At 75.1% G+C, this 18,514-nt stretch carries 16 protein-coding genes; 12 read left to right on the forward strand and 4 right to left on the reverse strand.

What is annotated here, in order from left to right; genetic code table 11:
- The first annotated feature begins 202 nt into the window (after window positions 1-202).
- The 8 genes from CP974_RS22940 to CP974_RS30425 all read left to right on the forward strand — a co-directional run bounded on the left by CP974_RS22940 (window position 203) and on the right by CP974_RS30425 (window position 8,886).
- Window positions 203-3,061: a DNA translocase FtsK gene (locus CP974_RS22940; protein ID WP_051838814.1), complete on the forward strand. Its 2,859-nt coding sequence runs from the start codon at window positions 203-205 to the stop codon at window positions 3,059-3,061.
- 214 nt (window positions 3,062-3,275) lie between these two features.
- Complete coding sequence (locus tag CP974_RS22945) at window positions 3,276-4,124, forward strand: helix-turn-helix domain-containing protein (protein ID WP_031127908.1); 849 nt, start codon at window positions 3,276-3,278, stop codon at window positions 4,122-4,124.
- A gap of 139 nt (window positions 4,125-4,263) precedes the next feature.
- The gene (gene rimO / locus CP974_RS22950) at window positions 4,264-5,763 is read left to right on the forward strand and encodes a 30S ribosomal protein S12 methylthiotransferase RimO (RefSeq protein WP_031127907.1); all 1,500 of its coding nucleotides are present in this window, start codon (window positions 4,264-4,266) and stop codon (window positions 5,761-5,763) included.
- Window positions 5,760-6,659, forward strand: coding sequence for a CDP-diacylglycerol--glycerol-3-phosphate 3-phosphatidyltransferase (gene pgsA / locus CP974_RS22955; RefSeq protein ID WP_078915254.1), 900 nt, complete (start codon window positions 5,760-5,762; stop codon window positions 6,657-6,659). Before rimO ends, pgsA begins: the two co-directional genes overlap by 4 nt.
- A gap of 29 nt (window positions 6,660-6,688) precedes the next feature.
- The gene (locus CP974_RS22960) at window positions 6,689-7,249 is read left to right on the forward strand and encodes a CinA family protein (RefSeq protein ID WP_223844513.1); all 561 of its coding nucleotides are present in this window, start codon (window positions 6,689-6,691) and stop codon (window positions 7,247-7,249) included.
- 109 nt (window positions 7,250-7,358) lie between these two features.
- Window positions 7,359-7,742 carry a helix-turn-helix domain-containing protein gene (locus CP974_RS22965; RefSeq protein ID WP_028963738.1) on the forward strand — a complete coding sequence of 128 codons (384 nt, stop codon included), beginning with the start codon at window positions 7,359-7,361 and terminating at the stop codon, window positions 7,740-7,742.
- A gap of 172 nt (window positions 7,743-7,914) precedes the next feature.
- The gene (locus tag CP974_RS22970) at window positions 7,915-8,385 is read left to right on the forward strand and encodes a Dps family protein (protein ID WP_031127904.1); all 471 of its coding nucleotides are present in this window, start codon (window positions 7,915-7,917) and stop codon (window positions 8,383-8,385) included.
- A gap of 168 nt (window positions 8,386-8,553) precedes the next feature.
- On the forward strand, window positions 8,554-8,886 hold the full coding sequence (locus tag CP974_RS30425) for a hypothetical protein (RefSeq protein WP_223844512.1): 333 nt from the start codon (window positions 8,554-8,556) through the stop codon (window positions 8,884-8,886).
- 139 nt (window positions 8,887-9,025) lie between these two features.
- Here the strand turns inward: CP974_RS30425 and CP974_RS22980 are convergent, their stop codons facing one another.
- From CP974_RS22980 to CP974_RS22990, 3 genes are all read right to left on the reverse strand, one after another.
- On the reverse strand, window positions 9,026-9,829 hold the full coding sequence (locus CP974_RS22980; protein WP_031127900.1) for an Fpg/Nei family DNA glycosylase: 804 nt from the start codon (window positions 9,827-9,829) through the stop codon (window positions 9,026-9,028).
- 187 nt (window positions 9,830-10,016) lie between these two features.
- Window positions 10,017-10,172 carry a hypothetical protein gene (locus tag CP974_RS22985; RefSeq protein WP_174887775.1) on the reverse strand — a complete coding sequence of 52 codons (156 nt, stop codon included), beginning with the start codon at window positions 10,170-10,172 and terminating at the stop codon, window positions 10,017-10,019.
- Window positions 10,173-10,330: 158 nt separating this feature from the next.
- The gene (locus CP974_RS22990; protein WP_031127896.1) at window positions 10,331-14,956 is read right to left on the reverse strand and encodes an ATP-dependent helicase; all 4,626 of its coding nucleotides are present in this window, start codon (window positions 14,954-14,956) and stop codon (window positions 10,331-10,333) included.
- Between the two features lie 90 nt (window positions 14,957-15,046).
- Here CP974_RS22990 and CP974_RS22995 point away from each other — a divergent pair, with 90 nt between their 5' ends.
- The 3 genes from CP974_RS22995 to CP974_RS23005 all read left to right on the forward strand — a co-directional run bounded on the left by CP974_RS22995 (window position 15,047) and on the right by CP974_RS23005 (window position 17,086).
- Window positions 15,047-15,919 (forward strand): helix-turn-helix transcriptional regulator, encoded by an 873-nt coding sequence (locus CP974_RS22995; RefSeq protein ID WP_031127894.1) that lies wholly within the window; start codon window positions 15,047-15,049, stop codon window positions 15,917-15,919.
- A 130-nt stretch (window positions 15,920-16,049) separates the two neighbouring features.
- On the forward strand, window positions 16,050-16,772 hold the full coding sequence (locus CP974_RS23000) for an AzlC family ABC transporter permease (protein ID WP_031127892.1): 723 nt from the start codon (window positions 16,050-16,052) through the stop codon (window positions 16,770-16,772).
- Complete coding sequence (locus tag CP974_RS23005) at window positions 16,769-17,086, forward strand: AzlD domain-containing protein (protein ID WP_031127891.1); 318 nt, start codon at window positions 16,769-16,771, stop codon at window positions 17,084-17,086. The genes CP974_RS23000 and CP974_RS23005 overlap by 4 nt, the downstream gene beginning before the upstream one ends.
- A 210-nt stretch (window positions 17,087-17,296) precedes the next feature.
- Here the strand turns inward: CP974_RS23005 and CP974_RS23010 are convergent, their stop codons facing one another.
- Window positions 17,297-18,223: a hypothetical protein gene (locus tag CP974_RS23010; protein WP_031127890.1), complete on the reverse strand. Its 927-nt coding sequence runs from the start codon at window positions 18,221-18,223 to the stop codon at window positions 17,297-17,299.
- An 81-nt stretch (window positions 18,224-18,304) separates the two neighbouring features.
- Here CP974_RS23010 and CP974_RS23015 point away from each other — a divergent pair, with 81 nt between their 5' ends.
- Window positions 18,305-18,499, forward strand: coding sequence for a DUF3046 domain-containing protein (locus CP974_RS23015; protein ID WP_031127889.1), 195 nt, complete (start codon window positions 18,305-18,307; stop codon window positions 18,497-18,499).
- Window positions 18,500-18,514: the final 15 nt, after the last annotated feature.

Genomic DNA, 18,514 nt, shown 5'->3' on the forward strand with positions numbered 1-18,514 from the left:
ACGCGCCCGCACCCGGCGCTCCCGTACCGCAGGGGCGCGGTGTCCCGACCGCCAGCCGCCCGCCCCGACGGCGACGACCCCCGTCCGGCCCCCTGACCGCAGGCTGAGCGCGTGTCACCTTCCGTACCCCGCCCCCGCGACACGAACGGGTGAAGGGGTCGGACGCGTGTCCAGCGCCCCCCGCACCGGTAACCTCACCCCCATGGCCTCACGTACGTCCGGCAAGGGTCCCCACGGCACGGCGGGCACCGCGAAGCCGCGCGCCGCCGGCCGTACGACGGGCGCCGCGCAGAAGGCGGCGCCCGGCAAACCGCCCGCCAGGAAGACCGCAGCCAAGCAGCCCGCACCCGCCCGGAAGGGCGCGGCGAAGAAGGCCCCGGCGAAGAAGACCGCGAAGAAGGCGGCCGCCCGGACGGCGCCCAAGCCGGCGCCGTCCCCCACGGGCGGTGTCTACCGGATCGTCCGCGCCCTGTGGCTCGGCCTCGCCCACGCGGTCGGCGCGCTCTTCCGGGGCATAGGGCGCGGCGCCAAGGGACTCGACCCGGCGCACCGCAAGGACGGCCTCGCCCTGCTGCTGCTCGGCCTCGCCCTCGTCGTCGCCGCCGGCACCTGGGCGAACCTGCAGGGGCCGGTCGGCGACCTCGTGGACATGCTGGTCACCGGCGCGTTCGGCCGGCTCGACCTGCTCGTGCCGCTGCTGATCGGCACCATGGCCGTGCGGCTGATCCTCCACCCCGAGAAGCCCGAGGCGAACGGACGGATCGTCATCGGCCTCTCCGCCCTGGCCATCGGGGTCCTCGGGCAGGTCCACATCGCCTGCGGCTCGCCCGGCCGCGACGAGGGCGCCCAGGCCATGCAGGACGCGGGCGGCCTCATCGGCTGGGCCGCGTCCACCCCCCTGATCTTCATGACGGGCGAGGTCCTCACCGTCCCCCTGCTCGTCCTGCTGACCGTCTTCGGCCTCCTCGTCGTCACTGCGACCCCCGTCAACGCCATCCCCCGGCGGCTGCGGGCCCTCGGCGAACGGCTCGGCGTCCTCGAGCCGTACGAGACGTGGACCGAGGACGACCAGCGCTACGACGAGCAGTGGCGCGAGGGCCTGCCCGCCTCCGCCCGCCGCCGCTCCGGTGCCCCCGCGGCCCCCGGCGCCGACGGGTACGACCCCGACCGGGCCGAGGACGAGGCGCTCACCCGGCGCAGGCGGACGCGCACCCGCAAGGCGGCCGACGCGGCCGACCCCGCCTTCGGGCGGCCGCTCGACCCCGTGGACATCGCCGCCGCTGCCGCCGCCGACCTCGACGGCGCCGTGCTGAACGGCATGCCGCCCTCGCCCCTCGTGGCCGACCTGACCAGGGACGTCACCCCCGATCGCGCGCCCGAGCCCACGGGCGGCGCCACCGCGGCGGCGGGCTCCGGCGGTGCGGGGCGCGCGGCCGGCCGGGGCAGGGGCGGCGCGGGCGCCCCCGCCGTACCGCCCGCCCGTGAGGAGGGCGACGGACGCGTACCGGACCTGACGAAGCCGGCGCCCGTGCGGGAGGAGCCGGAGCCGATGCCCGCGCGGGCCGAGCAGCTGCGGCTCGCCGGGGACATCACGTACGCCCTGCCCTCCCTCGACCTGCTGGAGCGCGGCGGGCCCGGCAAGACCCGCAGCGCGGCCAACGACGCCATCGTCGCGTCCCTGCGGAACGTGTTCTCCGAGTTCAAGGTGGACGCGGACGTCACCGGCTTCACCCGCGGTCCGACGGTCACCCGCTACGAGGTGGAGCTCGGGCCCGCCGTGAAGGTCGAGCGGATCACGGCGCTGACGAAGAACATCGCGTACGCCGTGGCCAGCCCGGACGTGCGGATCATCTCGCCGATCCCCGGCAAGTCCGCCGTCGGCATCGAGATCCCCAACACCGACCGCGAGATGGTCAACCTCGGCGACGTGCTGCGGCTCGCCGACGCGGCCGAGGACGACCACCCGATGCTCGTGGCGCTCGGCAAGGACGTCGAGGGCGGCTACGTGATGGCCAACCTGGCGAAGATGCCGCACGTGCTGGTCGCCGGCGCCACCGGCTCCGGCAAGTCGTCGTGCATCAACTGCCTGATCACGTCGGTGATGATAAGGGCGACCCCGGAGGACGTCCGGATGGTGCTCGTCGACCCCAAGCGGGTCGAGCTGACGGCGTACGAGGGCATCCCGCACCTGATCACCCCCATCATCACCAACCCGAAGCGGGCCGCCGAGGCGCTCCAGTGGGTGGTGCGGGAGATGGACCTGCGCTACGACGACCTGGCGGCGTTCGGGTACCGCCACATCGACGACTTCAACGCGGCCGTGCGCAGCGGCAAGCTGACGACGCCTCCGGGCAGCGAGCGCGAGCTCCAGCCCTACCCGTACCTGCTGGTCATCGTGGACGAGCTGGCCGACCTGATGATGGTCGCGCCCCGGGACGTCGAGGACGCCATCGTCCGCATCACCCAGCTGGCCCGCGCGGCCGGCATCCACCTGGTGCTGGCCACGCAGCGGCCCTCCGTGGACGTCGTCACCGGCCTCATCAAGGCGAACGTCCCGTCCCGGCTCGCGTTCGCCACCTCCTCGCTCGCCGACAGCCGGGTCATCCTCGACCAGCCCGGCGCCGAGAAGCTCATCGGCAAGGGCGACGGCCTGTTCCTGCCGATGGGCGCCAACAAGCCCGTACGGCTCCAGGGCGCCTTCGTCACGGAGGACGAGGTCGCGGCGGTCGTCCGGCACTGCAAGGAGCAGATGGAGCCGGTCTTCCGCGACGACGTCACGACCGGGACGAAGCAGAAGAAGGAGATCGACGAGGAGATCGGCGACGACCTCGACCTGCTGTGCCAGGCGGCCGAGCTGGTCGTCTCCACGCAGTTCGGCTCCACGTCGATGCTCCAGCGCAAGCTCCGCGTCGGCTTCGCGAAGGCGGGCAGGCTCATGGACCTGATGGAGTCGCGGAACATCGTCGGCCCCAGCGAGGGGTCCAAGGCGCGGGACGTCCTGGTCAAACCGGACGACCTGGACGGCGTACTCGCCCTGATCCGGGGCGAGAGCGGCTCCTGACCCGGCTGTGTCCCTCCCGTAAGTGAACCGTGAGCAACCGTTGCCCCGCCCTGCGCGTCAAGTCGGCCGAAGGGACGGACAATGGTGGTTCCCGCACTCCCGGCGGCGGCCATTCCGATGGCGTACAAACCACGTCCGCCCGGTTGCCCCACCCTTTCGTACCACCCATAGACTGAACCTCCAGCAGGTGGTTACACGCTCGAAAGGCGCCCTCGTGTCCATCGGCAACGCCCCCGACGGCAAACCCCCAGCAGACGACCGGCCTTCGCCTCCCGAGGACGAGCGGCCCCAGGACGACCGTCCCCCGATCGGCCGCGCGCTCCGCGACGCGCGCCTCGCCGCCGACCTGACCGTCGAGCAGGTCAGCGAATCCACCCGGGTGCGCGTCCCCATCGTGCACGCCATCGAGGAGGACGACTTCTCGCGGTGCGGCGGCGACGTGTACGCCCGCGGGCACGTGCGCACCCTCGCGCGGGCCGTCGGGCTCGACCCGGCCGCCCTCGTCGCGCAGTACGACGCGGAGCACGGCGGTCGTCCCGCCCCCACCCCCGCCGCACCCATGTTCGAGGCGGAGCGCATCCGCCCTGAGCGGCGCCGGCCCAACTGGACCGCCGCCATGGTCGCCGCCATCGTCGCGGTGGTCGGCTTCGCCGGCTTCACCCTCTTCGGCCAGGACGGTACGGACAGCGGCTCCACGACCGTGGCGGACGCTCCGGCCGCCACCGGAAGCCGCGCCCCGAAGGCCGCGCCGTCCAAGCCCGCGCCCGCCCCCTCCGAGAGCGCGATCGCGGCCGTCCCCCAGGACAAGGTCACGGTCAAGCTCACCGCGACCGGCGACAAGAGCTGGATCTCGGCCAAGGCCCACGACGGCAAGCTCCTCTTCGACGGCCTGCTCAAGAAGGGCGACTCCAAGACCTTCCAGGACGACGAGCGGATCGACCTGATCCTCGGCAACGCCGGCGCGATCGAGCTGTTCGTCAACGGCAAGAAGGTCGAGGACGAGTTCTCCTCCGGCCAGGTCGAGCGCCTCACGTACACCAAGGGCGACCCCCAGGTCGGCTGACCGGTCCCCTGCCCGCACCGCCGCAGGCCCCGCCCGCGCCCCCCGATCCCGGGGGGACGGGCGGGGCCCGCGGCCGTCCGCGGGGCGGGGGCGGACCTGCGCGCCGGAGGGGCACCGGGGACGAAGTAGTCTTGAGTCCATGCCCGAACGCCGTACCGTCGCCCTTGTCACTCTTGGCTGCGCCCGTAACGAGGTGGACTCGGAGGAGCTCGCAGGCCGCCTGGCAGCGGACGGCTGGGCGCTCGTCGAGGACGCCGCCGACGCCGATGTCGCCGTCGTCAACACCTGCGGCTTCGTCGAGGCCGCCAAGAAGGACTCCGTCGACGCCCTCCTCGAAGCGAACGACCTGAAGGACCACGGCCGCACCCAGGCCGTCGTCGCCGTCGGCTGCATGGCCGAGCGGTACGGCAAGGAGCTCGCCGACGCCCTGCCCGAGGCCGACGGCGTGCTCGGCTTCGACGACTACGCCGACATCTCCGAGCGGCTGCGCACCATCCTCGGCGGCGGCAGCGTGGAGGCCCACGCCCCGCGCGACCGGCGCAAGCTGCTGCCGCTCAGCCCGGTCGAGCGCCAGGACGCCGCCGCGGCCGTCGCCCTGCCCGGCCACGGCGCGCCGCAGGGCCCCGGGGCCCCGCAGGCCCCCGCCGATCTGCCCGAGGGCATCGCGCCCGCATCCGGCCCGCGCGCCCCGCTGCGCCGCCGCCTCGACTCCAGCCCGGTCGCCTCCGTGAAGCTGGCCTCCGGTTGCGACCGGCGCTGCTCCTTCTGCGCGATCCCGTCCTTCCGCGGCTCCTTCGTCTCCCGCCGCCCCGCCGACGTGCTGGGCGAGACGCGCTGGCTGGCCGAGCAGGGCGTCAAGGAGATCATGCTGGTCTCCGAGAACAACACCTCGTACGGCAAGGACCTCGGCGACATCCGCCTGCTGGAGACGCTGCTGCCCGAGCTGGCCGCCGTCGACGGCATCGAGCGCGTCCGCGTCAGCTACCTGCAGCCCGCCGAGATGCGGCCCGGCCTGATCGACGTGCTGACCTCCACGGAGAAGGTCGCGCCCTACTTCGACCTGTCGTTCCAGCACTCCGCGCCCGCCGTGCTGCGCGCCATGCGCCGCTTCGGCGACACGGACCGCTTCCTGGAGCTGCTGGACACCATCCGCGGCAAGGCCCCGCAGGCGGGTGTGCGCTCCAACTTCATCGTGGGCTTCCCCGGCGAGACCGAGGAGGACTTCGCCGAGCTGGAGCGGTTCGTCCTGCACGCCCGCCTCGACGCCGTCGGCGTCTTCGGCTACTCCGACGAGGACGGCACCGAGGCCGCCACCTACGACGGCAAGCTCGACCAGGACACCGTCGACCAGCGCCTCGCCCACCTGTCCCGGCTCGCCGAGGAGCTCACCGCCCAGCGTGCGGAGGAGCGGCTGGGAGAGACCCTGGAAGTACTGGTCGAGTCGGTCGAGGGCGACGACCTCGAGGACGAGGAGTACGCCGCCGCGGGCCGCGCGGCCCACCAGGCGCCCGAGACGGACGGGCAGGTGCTCTTCACGACGGGCGCCGGGCTCTCCGTCGGCCGTATGGTCAAGGCGAAGGTGGTGGGCACGGAAGGCGTCGATCTGGTGGCCGAGGTTCTCGAGGAGGCGGGCAGATGACCGGAGTCCCGGCGTCCGCCGCGGGCGGCACGGGGAGGCGGGCACCCGGCGGGAAGCTGGGAGCGGCGGCCGTGAACCAGGCCAGCCTGTGGAACATCGCCAACATCCTCACCATGCTGCGGCTGGTGCTCGTCCCCGCCTTCGTGGTGCTGCTGCTCCAGGACGGCGGGTACGACCCCGCCTGGCGCGCCTGGGCGTGGGCGGCGTTCGCCGTCGCCATGATCACGGACGTGTTCGACGGGCACCTGGCGCGTACGTACAACCTGGTCACGGACTTCGGGAAGATCGCCGACCCCATCGCCGACAAGGCGATCATGGCGGCCGGCCTGATCTGCCTCTCCGCCCTCGGTGACCTGCCCTGGTGGGTCACCGGCGTGATCCTCTTCCGCGAGCTGGGCATCACGCTCATGCGGTTCTGGGTGATCCGGCACGGGGTGATCCCGGCCAGTCGCGGCGGCAAGATGAAGACGCTCGCCCAGGGCACGGCCGTGGGCATGTACGTACTCGCGCTGACCGGGCCGCTGGCCACGCTGCGGTGGTGGGTGATGGCCCTGGCGGTCGTCCTGACCGTCGCGACGGGGCTCGACTACGTGCGGCAGGCCGTGGTGCTGCGCCGCCGGGGGCTCGCCGCCGAGCGGGCCGCGGCCCGTGCGGCGGAGGCCGCGGGGGCGGCGGAGGCGGCGGCCGGGGCCGCGCGGGCCGGAGCGGACGGCGCCGGCGCCGAGGCGGATGGGGGCGTCGGTGACGTCGCCGGCGTCGGGCTCGCGGCTGGTGACGCCGAGGCGGGTGGGTCCGCCGGGCGTGCTGGGTCCGCACGGGCCGGTGAGGGTGCCGCGTCCGGTGGGGTCGGTGGGGCTGGTGGGACCGCTGAGGCCGCTGCGGAGCCGCCCCGGTGAGTCAGGCGGTACGGCAAGGGGACCCGGCGGTGGCCGCCGCACAGCGGCCCGGCGCCGGGGCCGGTGCGCGGCCGGTGGCGGAGCGGGTGCTGCGCCTGCTGGCGGAGCGTGACCAGACGCTCGCCGTGGCGGAGTCCCTCACGGGTGGTCTCGTCGCCGCCGAGCTGACGTCGGTGCCGGGCGCGTCCCGCGTCTTCCTGGGCTCCGTCACGGCGTACGCGACGCGGCTGAAACGGGACCTGCTGGGCGTCGACGGCGAGCTGCTCGCGCGGCGCGGGGCCGTCGACGCGGAGGTCGCGTTGCAGATGGCGCGGGGGGTACGAAGCCGGCTCGGAGCCTCGTGGGGCGTCGCGACGACGGGAGTCGCGGGGCCCGAACCGCAGGACGGCCGGCCCGTCGGCACGGTGTACGTCGCCGTGTGCGGCCCGCCCGGCGGCCCCGCGGAGGCGGGGAAAGCGGCCGCGCTGCGGTTGGACGGCGGGCGCGCGGAAATCCGTGGAGAGAGTGTACGGAGCGTGCTGGAACTGCTCGCGCACGAACTCTTCGAGAATGCGCGGGCAAAGGATACGGAACAGAACGGGGGGAATTGATGTTTGCAGCCCTGAGTGAACACGACATCGCTCCCCGCACGGCCGCAGCACAAGGCGGTACGGTGGGGCGTGAAGGATGCGGCTACGCGGTCCGAGGAGGGAGCCACCGATGATTCTGCTCCGTCGCCTGCTGGGTGACGTGCTGCGTCGGCAGCGCCAGCGCCAGGGCCGTACTCTGCGCGAAGTCTCCTCGTCCGCCCGAGTATCGCTCGGCTATCTCTCCGAGGTGGAGCGGGGGCAGAAGGAGGCTTCCTCCGAACTGCTCTCCGCGATCTGCGACGCGCTGGACGTACGGATGTCCGAGCTCATGCGGGAAGTGAGCGACGAACTGTCGCTGGCGGAGCTGGCGGAATCGGCAGCGGCGAGTGAGCCGGTGTCCGCGCCAGTACGCCCGATGCTCAATTCTGTGTCCGTGACGTCGGTGGCGGGTGTGCCGACGGAGCGGGTGACCATCAAGGCACCCGCCGAAGCGGTGGACGTCGTCGCCGCCTGACCCCCTCCTCCGGCCTCGCGGCCCATCCGCCGCGATTGCCGGAGGATCGACGTTTTGGGCTGAGCCCCGGCCGGGTACCCGAGGTGCCGACCGGGGCTTTCGCTATGGGGCGAATGCCCGTGATGCGTGCTGTGTGTCATGGTGGAACGTGCGCACGGAATGGAGGATTCGCATGGCTGTCGTCAAGAGTTCGCTGTCCGACGCCGATCTCAAGGTGGTCGGTGAGGCTCTGCAGGGCGCCCTAGTGGATCTGGTCGACCTCTCCCTGGTCGCCAAGCAGGTGCACTGGAACGTGGTCGGCCCGCGCTTCCGCTCCATCCACCTGCAGCTCGACGATGTCGTCTCCACCGCCCGCACCCACTCCGACGTGATGGCGGAGCGCGCCTCGGCCATCGGCGTCAACCCGGACGGCCGCGCCGCGACGGTGGCCGCCGGCAGCGCCATCGCGGACGTGCCGACCGGCTGGATCCAGGACGCCGACGCCGTACGGATCATGGTGGACGCGCTGGTCGCGGTGATCGAGCGGATGCGTGAGCGGGTCGCCGCCACCGACGAGCCGGACCCGATCTCGCAGGACCTCCTGATCGCGCTGACCGGGGAGCTCGAGAAGCACGCGTGGATGTTCCAGGCGGAGAACGCCTGATGCGTCCCGCTCCGGGGCCCCCGGCCCCCGGACCCGGTGGGTTCGGGGGCCGTCCCGGCACTGTGGGCCCCGGACGGGGGCGCGGAACGGCGGACGCGCCGGTGGCTGCTCCGGTGCGCCCTGACGCCCGGTGATCGTGCCGGTCTAGCGTCGACCGGAGGAGGCGGCATGGTACGGCGACGGATTCCGCTGCCGGCGCTGGTGTCGGCGCTCGTGCTTCTCGTACTCGGCGGACTGTGGTGGTGGGCGGTGCTGCGCCTGGTGCTCGCGCCCGATCGGGCGGGGGTGGTCGAAGGGGTGGCGGTGGCGAGCGGCTGGGGGCTCAGCCTGCTTCCCGTCCACGCCGCGGCGGCGCCCCGGCGTGGGCGGCCGGGCGGCCGGCGCTCCCGGTGGCGCGCGGCGGTGCGGGACTCCTTCCCGGAGGCGCTGCGGGGCCTGGTGTGGGACGTCGTGGGGGCTTTCGGCCGGGGGCCGCAGCGGCGGGCGGGTGACGGGAAGTGAGCGGCGCGCGGTCGGGGTGGCGGTTCAGGCGGGAGCTTCGGCGTGTGGCCGCGACGGGTGGCCGCGGCGTGGGTGTCCGCGGTGGGTGGCTCGGGCGGGCGCTGGACGCGGTTGCGGACGAGGGCCTGAGGCGGGCGGTTCAGGCGGGTGCGGGGCCGCTCTGGCAGCGGGGGCACCAGTAGGAGACCCGGTCGGTCGGCTGGTCGCCGCCGCCGTCCCAGCGGATCGGTGCCCCGCAGCGGTAGCAGGGCCTGCGGGCGCGTCCGTACACGTACAGCTTGCGGTCGGAGCGGCCTCCGGGGACCGTGCGGCGCTCGAAGCGGTCCTTGTTCTCCTCCAGCAGCCGCCGGGCCGTCGCGACGAGGCGCTCCGGGACATCGGCGGGGAGGTCGCCGACCGGGAACCACGGCGTGACGCGGGCCAGGAACGCCAGCTCGCACTTGTAGACGTTGCCGATCCCGGCCAGGTTCCGCTGGTCGAGGAGGGCTTCGCCGAGGGGGCGGGCCGGGTCGGACAGCAGGCGCCGCACCGCCTCGTCGGCGTCCCAGTCCGGGCCCAGCAGGTCGGGCCCCAGATGGCCCACCACCGTCGGTTCGTCGGCGGTGCGGAGCAGTTCCAGCACGGGCAGCCGATAGCCGACCGCGGTGCGTTCGGCGGTGCCGAGGATCGCGCGGATCTCGTGTCCGGGTCCGCCGCGCCAGCGCTCGCCGGGGGCGTACAGCTTCCACGCGCCGTCCATCCGCAGGTGCGAGTGGAGCGTGAGCCCGCCCTCGACACGGGTGAGCAGGTGCTTCCCGCGGGGGACGACCGCGGTGACGGCCCGGCCGGTCAGGTCGACGGTGGCCAGGCGGGGGACGCGCAGGTCGGACCGCGTCAGGAGCCGGCCGGCGAGCGCGTCGTGCAGCCGGTGGGCGGCCAGCCAGATCGTGTCTCCTTCGGGCATGGCTCCATCATGCGCCCTGCGGGAGGCGTGACCGGCTCGGCCGCCTCACCCGCCCCGGCGGGGCCGGTTCTCGCTTCCGTCCCCGGGCGGTCGGGTTCGGGGAGAGCCGGCGCGGGGGCGCTTGGCGTCGGGGCGCTCAGTCGTCGGCGAGCACCACCGCGTCGAGAGGGTGCTCCAGCAGGCCCGGTCACTCCTCCAGCCGCACCGCGCCGGGCAGCTCCGCCCGTGCCGCTGCGCGGTGCCCCGTGTCGCGGTCGCACACGGCGACGACGTCCAGCCCCAGCCCGCGGCACCACAGCGCCGGGTGCAGTCCCCTTCTGGGGCCCACCACTCCCACCCGCATGGATGCGTCCTCCCGGCCAGACCCCGCGTCCGTGAACGCGTCTTCGGACGCCCCTCCCCAGGGCACGCCCTCGGCTGCCCCGCCGCGGCAGCCTCCTCACCGCTCGCGCGCCGCGTGTGCTTCCCGCCCGCCTCGCGAGGCGGCCGGTTCGTCGGGCGTCAGGCGCGCAGGCGCAGGCCCCGCGGGGTGGCGTGGAAGCCCGCCGCCTCCAGGGCGCGGGACAGCGGTGACGTCAGTGCGGCGGCGCCGTTGACGCGCTCGACCGTGACCGTGCCCAGCGCGCCCGCGCTCGCGGCCGCCGCCAGGGCGTCGGCCGCCGCCCGCAGGGCCGGGGCATCCGGGTCGAGCGGCCACGACAGCAGGGACTTGCCGCCCCGCTCCATGTACAGCGTCAGCTCGCCGTCCACCAGGACCACCAGGGAGCCCGCCTTGCGGCCCGGCTTGTGCCCGGCGCCGTCCGGCGGCTCCGGCCACGGCAGGGCGGCGCCGTAGGCGTTGGCCGGGTCGGCCGCGGCCAGGACGACGGCCTGCGGCGCCGCAGACCCCTCCCCGCGCTCGCGGGCCGACGCGGCGGCCCGCAGCCGGTCCACCGCCCCGTCCATGGCGAACTGCGCGGCGCCCAGGCCCTCCACGACGTACCCGCGGCGGGCCTGGCCACTGTCCTCGAAGGCGGACAGCACCCGGTACGTCGCGGAGAAGCCGCCCTCGACGCCCTCGGCGGCCACCGCGCCGCGCGTCACCACACCGTGCCGGTCCAGCAGGGTCCGGGCCAGGGCGTGGGCGCGGTGCGTGGCCTCCGGCTCGGCGGCCGGGAGCAGCGACCAGCGGCCGCTCACCGTCGGCGGCCCGGATCGGGACGCCGTGCGGGCGGCGGCCGTCAGCGTGCCGTACCGGCCGCGCGGGACGGGGCGCCTGGCGCGGTGCGCGGTGGACCCCGCCGTACGGCCGGAGCCCAGCATCGCGCGGAGCGGGGCGAGCGTGTCGTTGGTGAGCCGGCCCGACCAGGCCAGGTCCCACAGTGCGTCGGCCAGCTGGGGGTCCGTCACGTCCGGGTGGGTCGTCGCCCGCACCTGGTCCCCGATCTGACGGAAGAACAGCCCGTACCCGCCGGACAGGATCGTGAGCACCGACTCGTGCAGTGCCGTCAGCTCCAGCGGGTGTGGCGGCGGCAGCAGAAGCGGGGCGGCGTCGGCCAGGTACAGCGACACCCAGCCGTCCTTGCCCGGCAGGGCGCCCGCCCCGGCCCACACGACCTCGCCCGTGGTGGTCAGCTCGTCGAGGAGCTGGGGGCCGTAGTCGCGGACGCGGGACGGCAGGACCAGCTTCTCCAGCGCCGACGCGGGCACCGGCGCGCCCTGCAGCTGCTCGATCGCGCGGGCCAGGCCGTCGATGCCGCGCAGTCCGCTGCTGCCCACGTGCTGCCACTGCGGCAGGAACGTGGCCAGCGCGGACGGCGGGACCGGCTCCAGCTCCTGCCGCAGCGCCGCCAGGGAGCGGCGCCGCAGCCGGCGCAGCACCGCCGCGTCGCACCACTCCTGGCCGATTCCCGACGGGTGGAACTCGCCCTGCACGACACGGCCCGCGGCGGCGAGGCGGTGCAGCGCGCCGTCCGTGACGGCCGTGCCCAGGCCGAAGCGGGCGGCCGCCTCGGCGGAGGCGAAGGGGCCGTGGGTGCGCGCGTACCGCGCGAGGAGGTCGCCGAGCGGGTCCTTCACCGGCTCGGTGAACGCCTCGGGGACGCCGACCGGCAGGGCCGTGCCCAGCGCGTCGCGCAGGCGCCCGGCGTCCTCGATCGCCGCCCAGTGGTCGGCGCCCGCGACACGGACCCGGATCGCACGGCGGGCGGCCGCCAGCTCCCGCGCCCACGCCGGGTCGGCGCCCCGCGCGGTCAGCTCGGCGTCGGTGAGCGGGCCCAGCACGCGCAGTGCGTCGGCGACCCCCTCGGGGTCCTTCACCCGCCGCTCGTCCGTGCGCCACTGCAGCTCGCCCTCCAGCTCGGCCAGCACCTCCGGGTCGAGGAGTTCCCGCAGCTCCGCCTGGCCCAGCAGCTCGGCCAGCAGCCGGGAGTCGAGGGACAGGGCTGCCGCGCGGCGCTCGGCGAGCGGCGAGTCCCCCTCGTACAGGAACTGGGCGACGTATCCGAACAGCAGTGAGCGGGCGAACGGCGACGGCTCCGGGGTGGTGACCTCCACCAGCCGGACGCGGCGCGACTCGAGGTCGCCCATCAGCTCCTGGAGGCCCGGCACGTCGAACACGTCCTGGAGGCATTCCCGGACCGCTTCCAGCACGATGGGGAACGAACCGAACTCGCTCGCCACCTGCAGCAGTTGCGCGGCGCGCTGGCGCTGCTGCCACAGCGGTGTGCGCTTGCCCGGATTGCGCTTGGGCAGCAGCAGCGCGCGGGCGGCGCACTCCCGGAAGCGGGACGCGAACAGCGCCGAACCGCCGACCTGCTCGGTGACGATCCGGTCGATCTCGCCCTTGTCGAAGGCGACGTCGGCGGCGCCGACGGGTGCCTGCTCGCTGTCGTACTCCAGGCCCGGCGCGGCCGGTTCCTCGTCGAGCAGGTCGAGACCCATCAGGTCCGCGTCGGGCAGGCGCAGCACGATTCCGTCGTCGGCGTGCATGACCTGTGCGTCCATGCCGTACCGCTCGGCGAGGCGGGCGCCGAGCGCGAGCGCCCACGGGGCGTGCACCTGGGCGCCGAACGGCGAGTGGACCACCACGCGCCAGTCGCCCATCTCGTCGCGGAACCGCTCCACCAGGATCGTCCGGTCGTCCGGCACGTGCCCGCAGGCACGGCGCTGCTCGTCCAGGTACGCCAGGACGTTGTCGGCGGCCCACGCGTCCAGGCCCGCCGCCACCAGCCGCAGCCGCGCGTCCTGGGGCGGCAGCGAACCGACCTCCCGCAGGAAGGCCCCCACCGCCCTGCCCAGTTCGAGCGGGCGGCCCAGCTGGTCGCCCTTCCAGAACGGCAGCCGGCCCGGCACGCCGGGCGCGGGTGACACCAGCACCCGGTCGCGCGTGATGTCCTCGATGCGCCAGGACGACGTGCCGAGGGTGAACACGTCGCCCACGCGCGACTCGTACACCATCTCCTCGTCGAGCTCGCCGACCCGGCCGCCGCCCCGCTTGGGGTCGGCGCCCGCCAGGAACACCCCGAACAGCCCGCGGTCCGGGATCGTGCCACCCGAGGTGACGGCGAGCCGCTGGGCGCCGGGGCGGCCCGTGACAGCCCCGGTGACCCGGTCCCACACGACTCTGGGCCGCAGCTCCGCGAACGCGTCCGACGGATAGCGCCCGGCGAGCATGTCCAGCACGGCCGTGAACGCCGACTCCGGCAGCGACGCGAACGGAGCCGCCCGACGCACCAGCGCCAGCAGGTCGTCATGGCTCCACGTGTCCATCGCGACCATGGCGACCAGCTGCTGGGCCAGCACGTCCAGCGGGTTGGCCGGGACGCGCAGCGACTCGATGGCGCCCTGCCGCATGCGCTCGGTCACCACCGCCGCCTGCACCAGGTCGCCCCGGTACTTGGGGAACACCACGCCCCGCGACACGGCGCCCACCTGGTGCCCGGCGCGGCCCACGCGCTGGAGCCCGGACGCCACGGAGGGCGGCGACTCCACCTGGACGACCAGGTCGACCGCGCCCATGTCGATGCCCAGCTCCAGACTGGACGTGGCCACCACCGCGGGGAGGCGGCCCGCCTTCAGGTCCTCCTCGACGAGGGCCCGCTGCTCCTTGGACACCGAGCCGTGGTGCGCCCGCGCCAGCAGCGGCGGGGCGCCCTTGGCGGCGCCGGACTGGGCCATCACCTCGGCGGGGGAGGCGTCCGACGGCATCGCCTCGCCGGTGGCGCGCTCGTACGCGATCTCGTTCAGCCGGTTGCACAGCCGCTCCGCGAGGCGCCGCGAGTTGGCGAACACGATCGTCGAGCGGTGTTCCTGCACCAGGTCGGCGATCCGCTCCTCCACGTGCGGCCAGATCGACGGCTTTTCGCCCGGTCCCTCTCCCGCGTCGGCGGCCGGCGAGCCGCCCAGCTCGCCCAGGTCCTCCACGGGCACCACCACGGACAGGTCGAACTCCTTGCCCGACCGCGGCTGGACCACCTCGACCTTCCGCTGCGGCGACAGGTACCGCGCCACCTCGTCCACCGGCCGCACCGTCGCCGACAGGCCGATGCGGCGCGCGGGGCGCGGCAGCAGCTCGTCCAGCCGCTCCAGGGACAGCGCCAGATGGGCGCCCCGCTTGGTGCCCGCCACGGCGTGCACCTCGTCGAGGATCACCGTCTCCACACCCGCCAGCGCGTCCCGCGCCGCGGACGTCAGCATCAGGAACAGCGACTCCGGCGTGGTGATCAGGATGTCCGGCGGGCGCGTCGCCAGCGACCGCCGCTCCGCGGCGGGCGTGTCACCCGAACGGATGCCGACGCGGACCTCCGGCTCCGGCAGCCCCAGCCGTACGGCCTCCTGGCGGATGCCCGTCAGCGGACTGCGCAGGTTCCGCTCCACGTCGACCGCGAGCGCCTTCAGCGGGGACACGTACAGCACCCGGCAGCGCTTCTTCGCGTCGGCGGGCGGCGGGACCGAGACCAGCCGGTCCAGGGCCGCCAGGAACGCCGCCAGTGTCTTGCCCGAGCCGGTCGGCGCCACCACCAGCACGTCCGAACCCGCGCCGATCGCCCGCCACGCCCCCTCCTGGGAGGCGGTGGGCGCGCTGAAGGCCCCCGTGAACCACCTGCGGGTCGCGGGGGAGAAGGAGTCGAGTGCGGTCCCGGCCATGCCCCCCATCGTGCACCCCCGCACTGACAACCGGCGTCCGCACCGTGGACCCGCAGGCCACCGGGGCCCCGACCGGCGCAGAATGGACGCATGGCGACCACCCCGGACGGCGGACGGCCCGACGAGTGGGCCAGGCACTGGCAGTACCCGGGCGTGCCCGGCCTCGACCTGCTGCGCGCCCGGTACGTCCGCCACGCCTTCTCCCGCCACAGCCACGAGGGGTACGTGCTCGGCGCCGTCCGCCGGGGCATCGAGGACGTCGTCATGCCGGAGGGCACCATCCGGGCCCGCCCCGGCACCGTCGTCATGATCAACCCCGAGGTGCCCCACTCCGCGCACGCGGGCGTGCCCGAGGGCTGGTCATACGCCACGCTCTACCCGTCGGCCGGCCTGGTCGCCGCGATCGCCGAGGAGGAGACCAGTCTGCGCGGCACGGTCGCCTTCGGCGAGACCATCGTCGACGACGAGAGCACCGCCCGGCTCATCAGCGCCGTGCACCGCGCGGCCGAGGAGGGGAACGCCCTCGCGGCCGACAGCCTCCTGCGCGTCGCCGTCGCCCGCCTGCTGCGCCGCCACGGCCGCTCCCTCCCGCAGCGGGCCCCGCGCTCCGCCGGAGCCCGCACGGCCGCCGCCGCCCGCGAGGCGCTCCTCGACCGGATGGCCGCGCCGCCGACGCTGGAGCAGCTCGCCCGGGAGCTCGGCACCAGCCCCTTCGCCCTGCTGCGCGCCTTCAAGGCGGCGTACGGGATGCCGCCCCACGCCTGGCTCACCAACGCGCGCGTACGGGCCGCCCGCCGCCTCCTGGAGAGCGGCACCGCCCCAGGAGAGGCGGCCGTCGTGGTCGGCTTCACCGACCAGCCCCACCTCAACCGCCACTTCACCCGGATCGTGGGCGTCCCGCCGGGCGCCTACCAGCGGGAACGCGCAAGAACGTACAAGACCGGGGGCGCGGGCCGGCCGTAGCGTCCGGGGCGTGGCAGAACAACGGATACCACCAGCAGCACCGGCACCGGCACCCGAAGCACCGACACCCGGAGCACCGGCACCCGAAGCGCCGGCATCCGGAGCTGAAGCGGCAGGGCGCCCCGCGCGCGTGGACACGGCCGCGGACCCGCACGGCGGGCCGCCGCCGCGGGACGCGGCGAAGCCCGACCGTGCCGTCGTACGGGACTCGCTCGGCGTGGGCGTCGCCGTCGGCCTGTCCGGCTTCGCCTTCGGGGTCACCTCCGTCGGCGCGGGGCTCGACCTTCTCCAGACCTGCGCGCTGAGCCTGCTCGTCTTCACCGGAGCCTCGCAGTTCGCGCTGGTCGGCGCGCTCGCCGCCGGAGGCAACCCCTTCACGGCGGCTGCCGGGGCCTTCTTCCTCGGCACCCGCAACGCCTTCTACGGGCTGCGCCTGTCGCAGCTGCTGGCCCTCCCGCGCGCGGTGCGCCCGTTCGGCGCCCACTGGGTCATCGACGAGACCGCGGCGGTGGCCCTCGCGCAGCCCACCCGGCGTGCCGCGCGGATCGGCTTCACGGTGACCGGCCTGACGCTCTACGTTCTGTGGAACCTCACCACGCTGATCGGCGCACTCGGGGCGGAGGCCATCGGCGACACCGACGCCTGGGGCCTCGACGCCGCAGGCCCGGCCGTCTTCCTCGCACTGCTCGCCCCCATGCTGCGCTCGACCACCGAGCGGGCCGTCGCGGCGCTGGCGGTCGTCCTGGGGCTCGGGTCCCTGCCTGTGCTGCCCGCCGGAGTGCCGGTGCTGGTGGCCGCGCTGGCCGCGCCCGCCGTCCTGTGGCTGAGCGGGCGCGGGGAGGCGCGGCGATGAACGGCACCGCGGTCTGGATCGCCGTCGGCCTCACCGCCGTCGGCTGCTACCTGCTGAAGCTCGGCGGCCTGCTGGTGCCGGCCCACACTCTGGAACGCCCCCTCGTGCGGCGGCTCGCCGCGCTGCTCCCGGTCGCCCTGCTGGCCGCCCTGACCGCCCAGCAGACCTTCAGCGCCGACGGGGCGCTCGTCGTGGACGCCCGCGGGGCGGGCCTCGCCGCCGCGGCGCTCGCCCTGCTGCTGCGGGCGCCGTTCCTGGTGGTCGTCGCCTCGGCCGTGGTGGTCACCGCCGCGGTGCGGGCCCTCGGCGGGTGACGCGGGCGGCGGCCGTGGGCTTCTGCCGTGGCGGCGTGGACCGGCGGTGACGCGGGGCGGCTGAGCGGGCCGCGGTGGCGCGTGGGCGGTGCGGAGCACGGGCTCCGTAACGGTGGGCGTACCGCGGGCCGAACCGGCGGCTGCGTGAGAGGCCGCGTCCCGCGGGCCGTACCGGCGGCGGCTGCCACCGGTACGGCGCGCCGGACGCGGTCAGCCGACCGGCCGGCCGTGGGCCCGCAGGGTCCGCAGCGCCTCGATGGTGATGATCGGGCGGGATTCCAGGGCGCTCCCCGGCGCCCGCCGCGGCCGGCGGACCGGCCACCCGCCGTCCTCGGCCTGCTCCGCGGCCAGGTGGTCCAGGGAGCGGTCCAGCTCCGCGTCGGTGAACCACCTCCGGGCCAGGGAGCCCGGCACGCGGGCGTAGTCGTGCGGGAAGCGGTGCTCGCCCGGCGCGTACCCGGAGCCCGGCGGGTACGCCGCCGCCCGCTCCGGTTCCAGGACGGCCAGGTGCCGCTCCCGCACCACCCGGCCCAGCCGGTCCGCGGCCGCCTCCGCCCGGGACCGGTCGGGAACACCGTCGAGGAACGCCACGGCGGCCTCCACCTCGTACGGGTGCGTCGGCCGGCCCTCCACGACGGCTTCGACCGCCGCCCAGCAGAAGTCCGTGGCGCGGAACAGCCACGCGTGCCACACCTGGTTGCGGTGGAGCAGCCCCACCACCGGCCCGGTGGCCGGCAGGTCGCCCGGCGGGTCGCCGTCCACCGGCGCGGGCGGTCCGGCGGGCCGGTCCCGTACGGGACGGTGGAGGGCCGGCAGGGCGCCCTCGCGCGTGGAGACGCCGGTCAGGTACCGGCAGACCCGCTCCACGCGGGGTCCGTGGCACCGGCCGATCGCGTCGAGCACGCGCAGGGCGTGCGCCGTGTGCGCCGGCCGGCTGGCCGGGCCCCGCACGTCCGGCTCCAGGGCGTGCCCGTAGCCGCCGTCCTCGTTGGCGTACGGGGCCAGCGCCGCCTCCACCGCGTCGGGGCTCCCGCCCTGGAAGTGGTAGGCGAAGCGGCGCTGCTCGAGGACGCGGGCGGTCAGCCAGACGAACTGCTCGGCCCGCGCGAGGGGGGATTCCGCCGTGTGTCGACCCATGTCCCCGACCGTAGGGCCGCGGCGGTCCGCGGCGGACGTCCTGGGCGCGGGGTCCACTCTCAGGAGCGCGATACTGGGCCCATGCGGTTGACGACTTTCTGGGAGCGCATGGCGGACCACTTCGGTGCGGTCTACGCCGAGTCCTTCGCCCGTGATCACGTGATGTCCGAGCTGGGCGGGAGGACGGTCCACGAGGCCCTCGAGGCAGGTTGGGAGGCGAAGGACGTGTGGCGCGCCGTGTGCGCCGCCGTCGACGTCCCCGCCGACAAGCGCTGACACCCCGCGCCCCGG

Origin of the sequence: Streptomyces fradiae ATCC 10745 = DSM 40063 (genome assembly GCF_008704425.1) — a bacterium.
Taxonomy (GTDB): Bacteria; Actinomycetota; Actinomycetes; order Streptomycetales; family Streptomycetaceae; genus Streptomyces; species Streptomyces fradiae.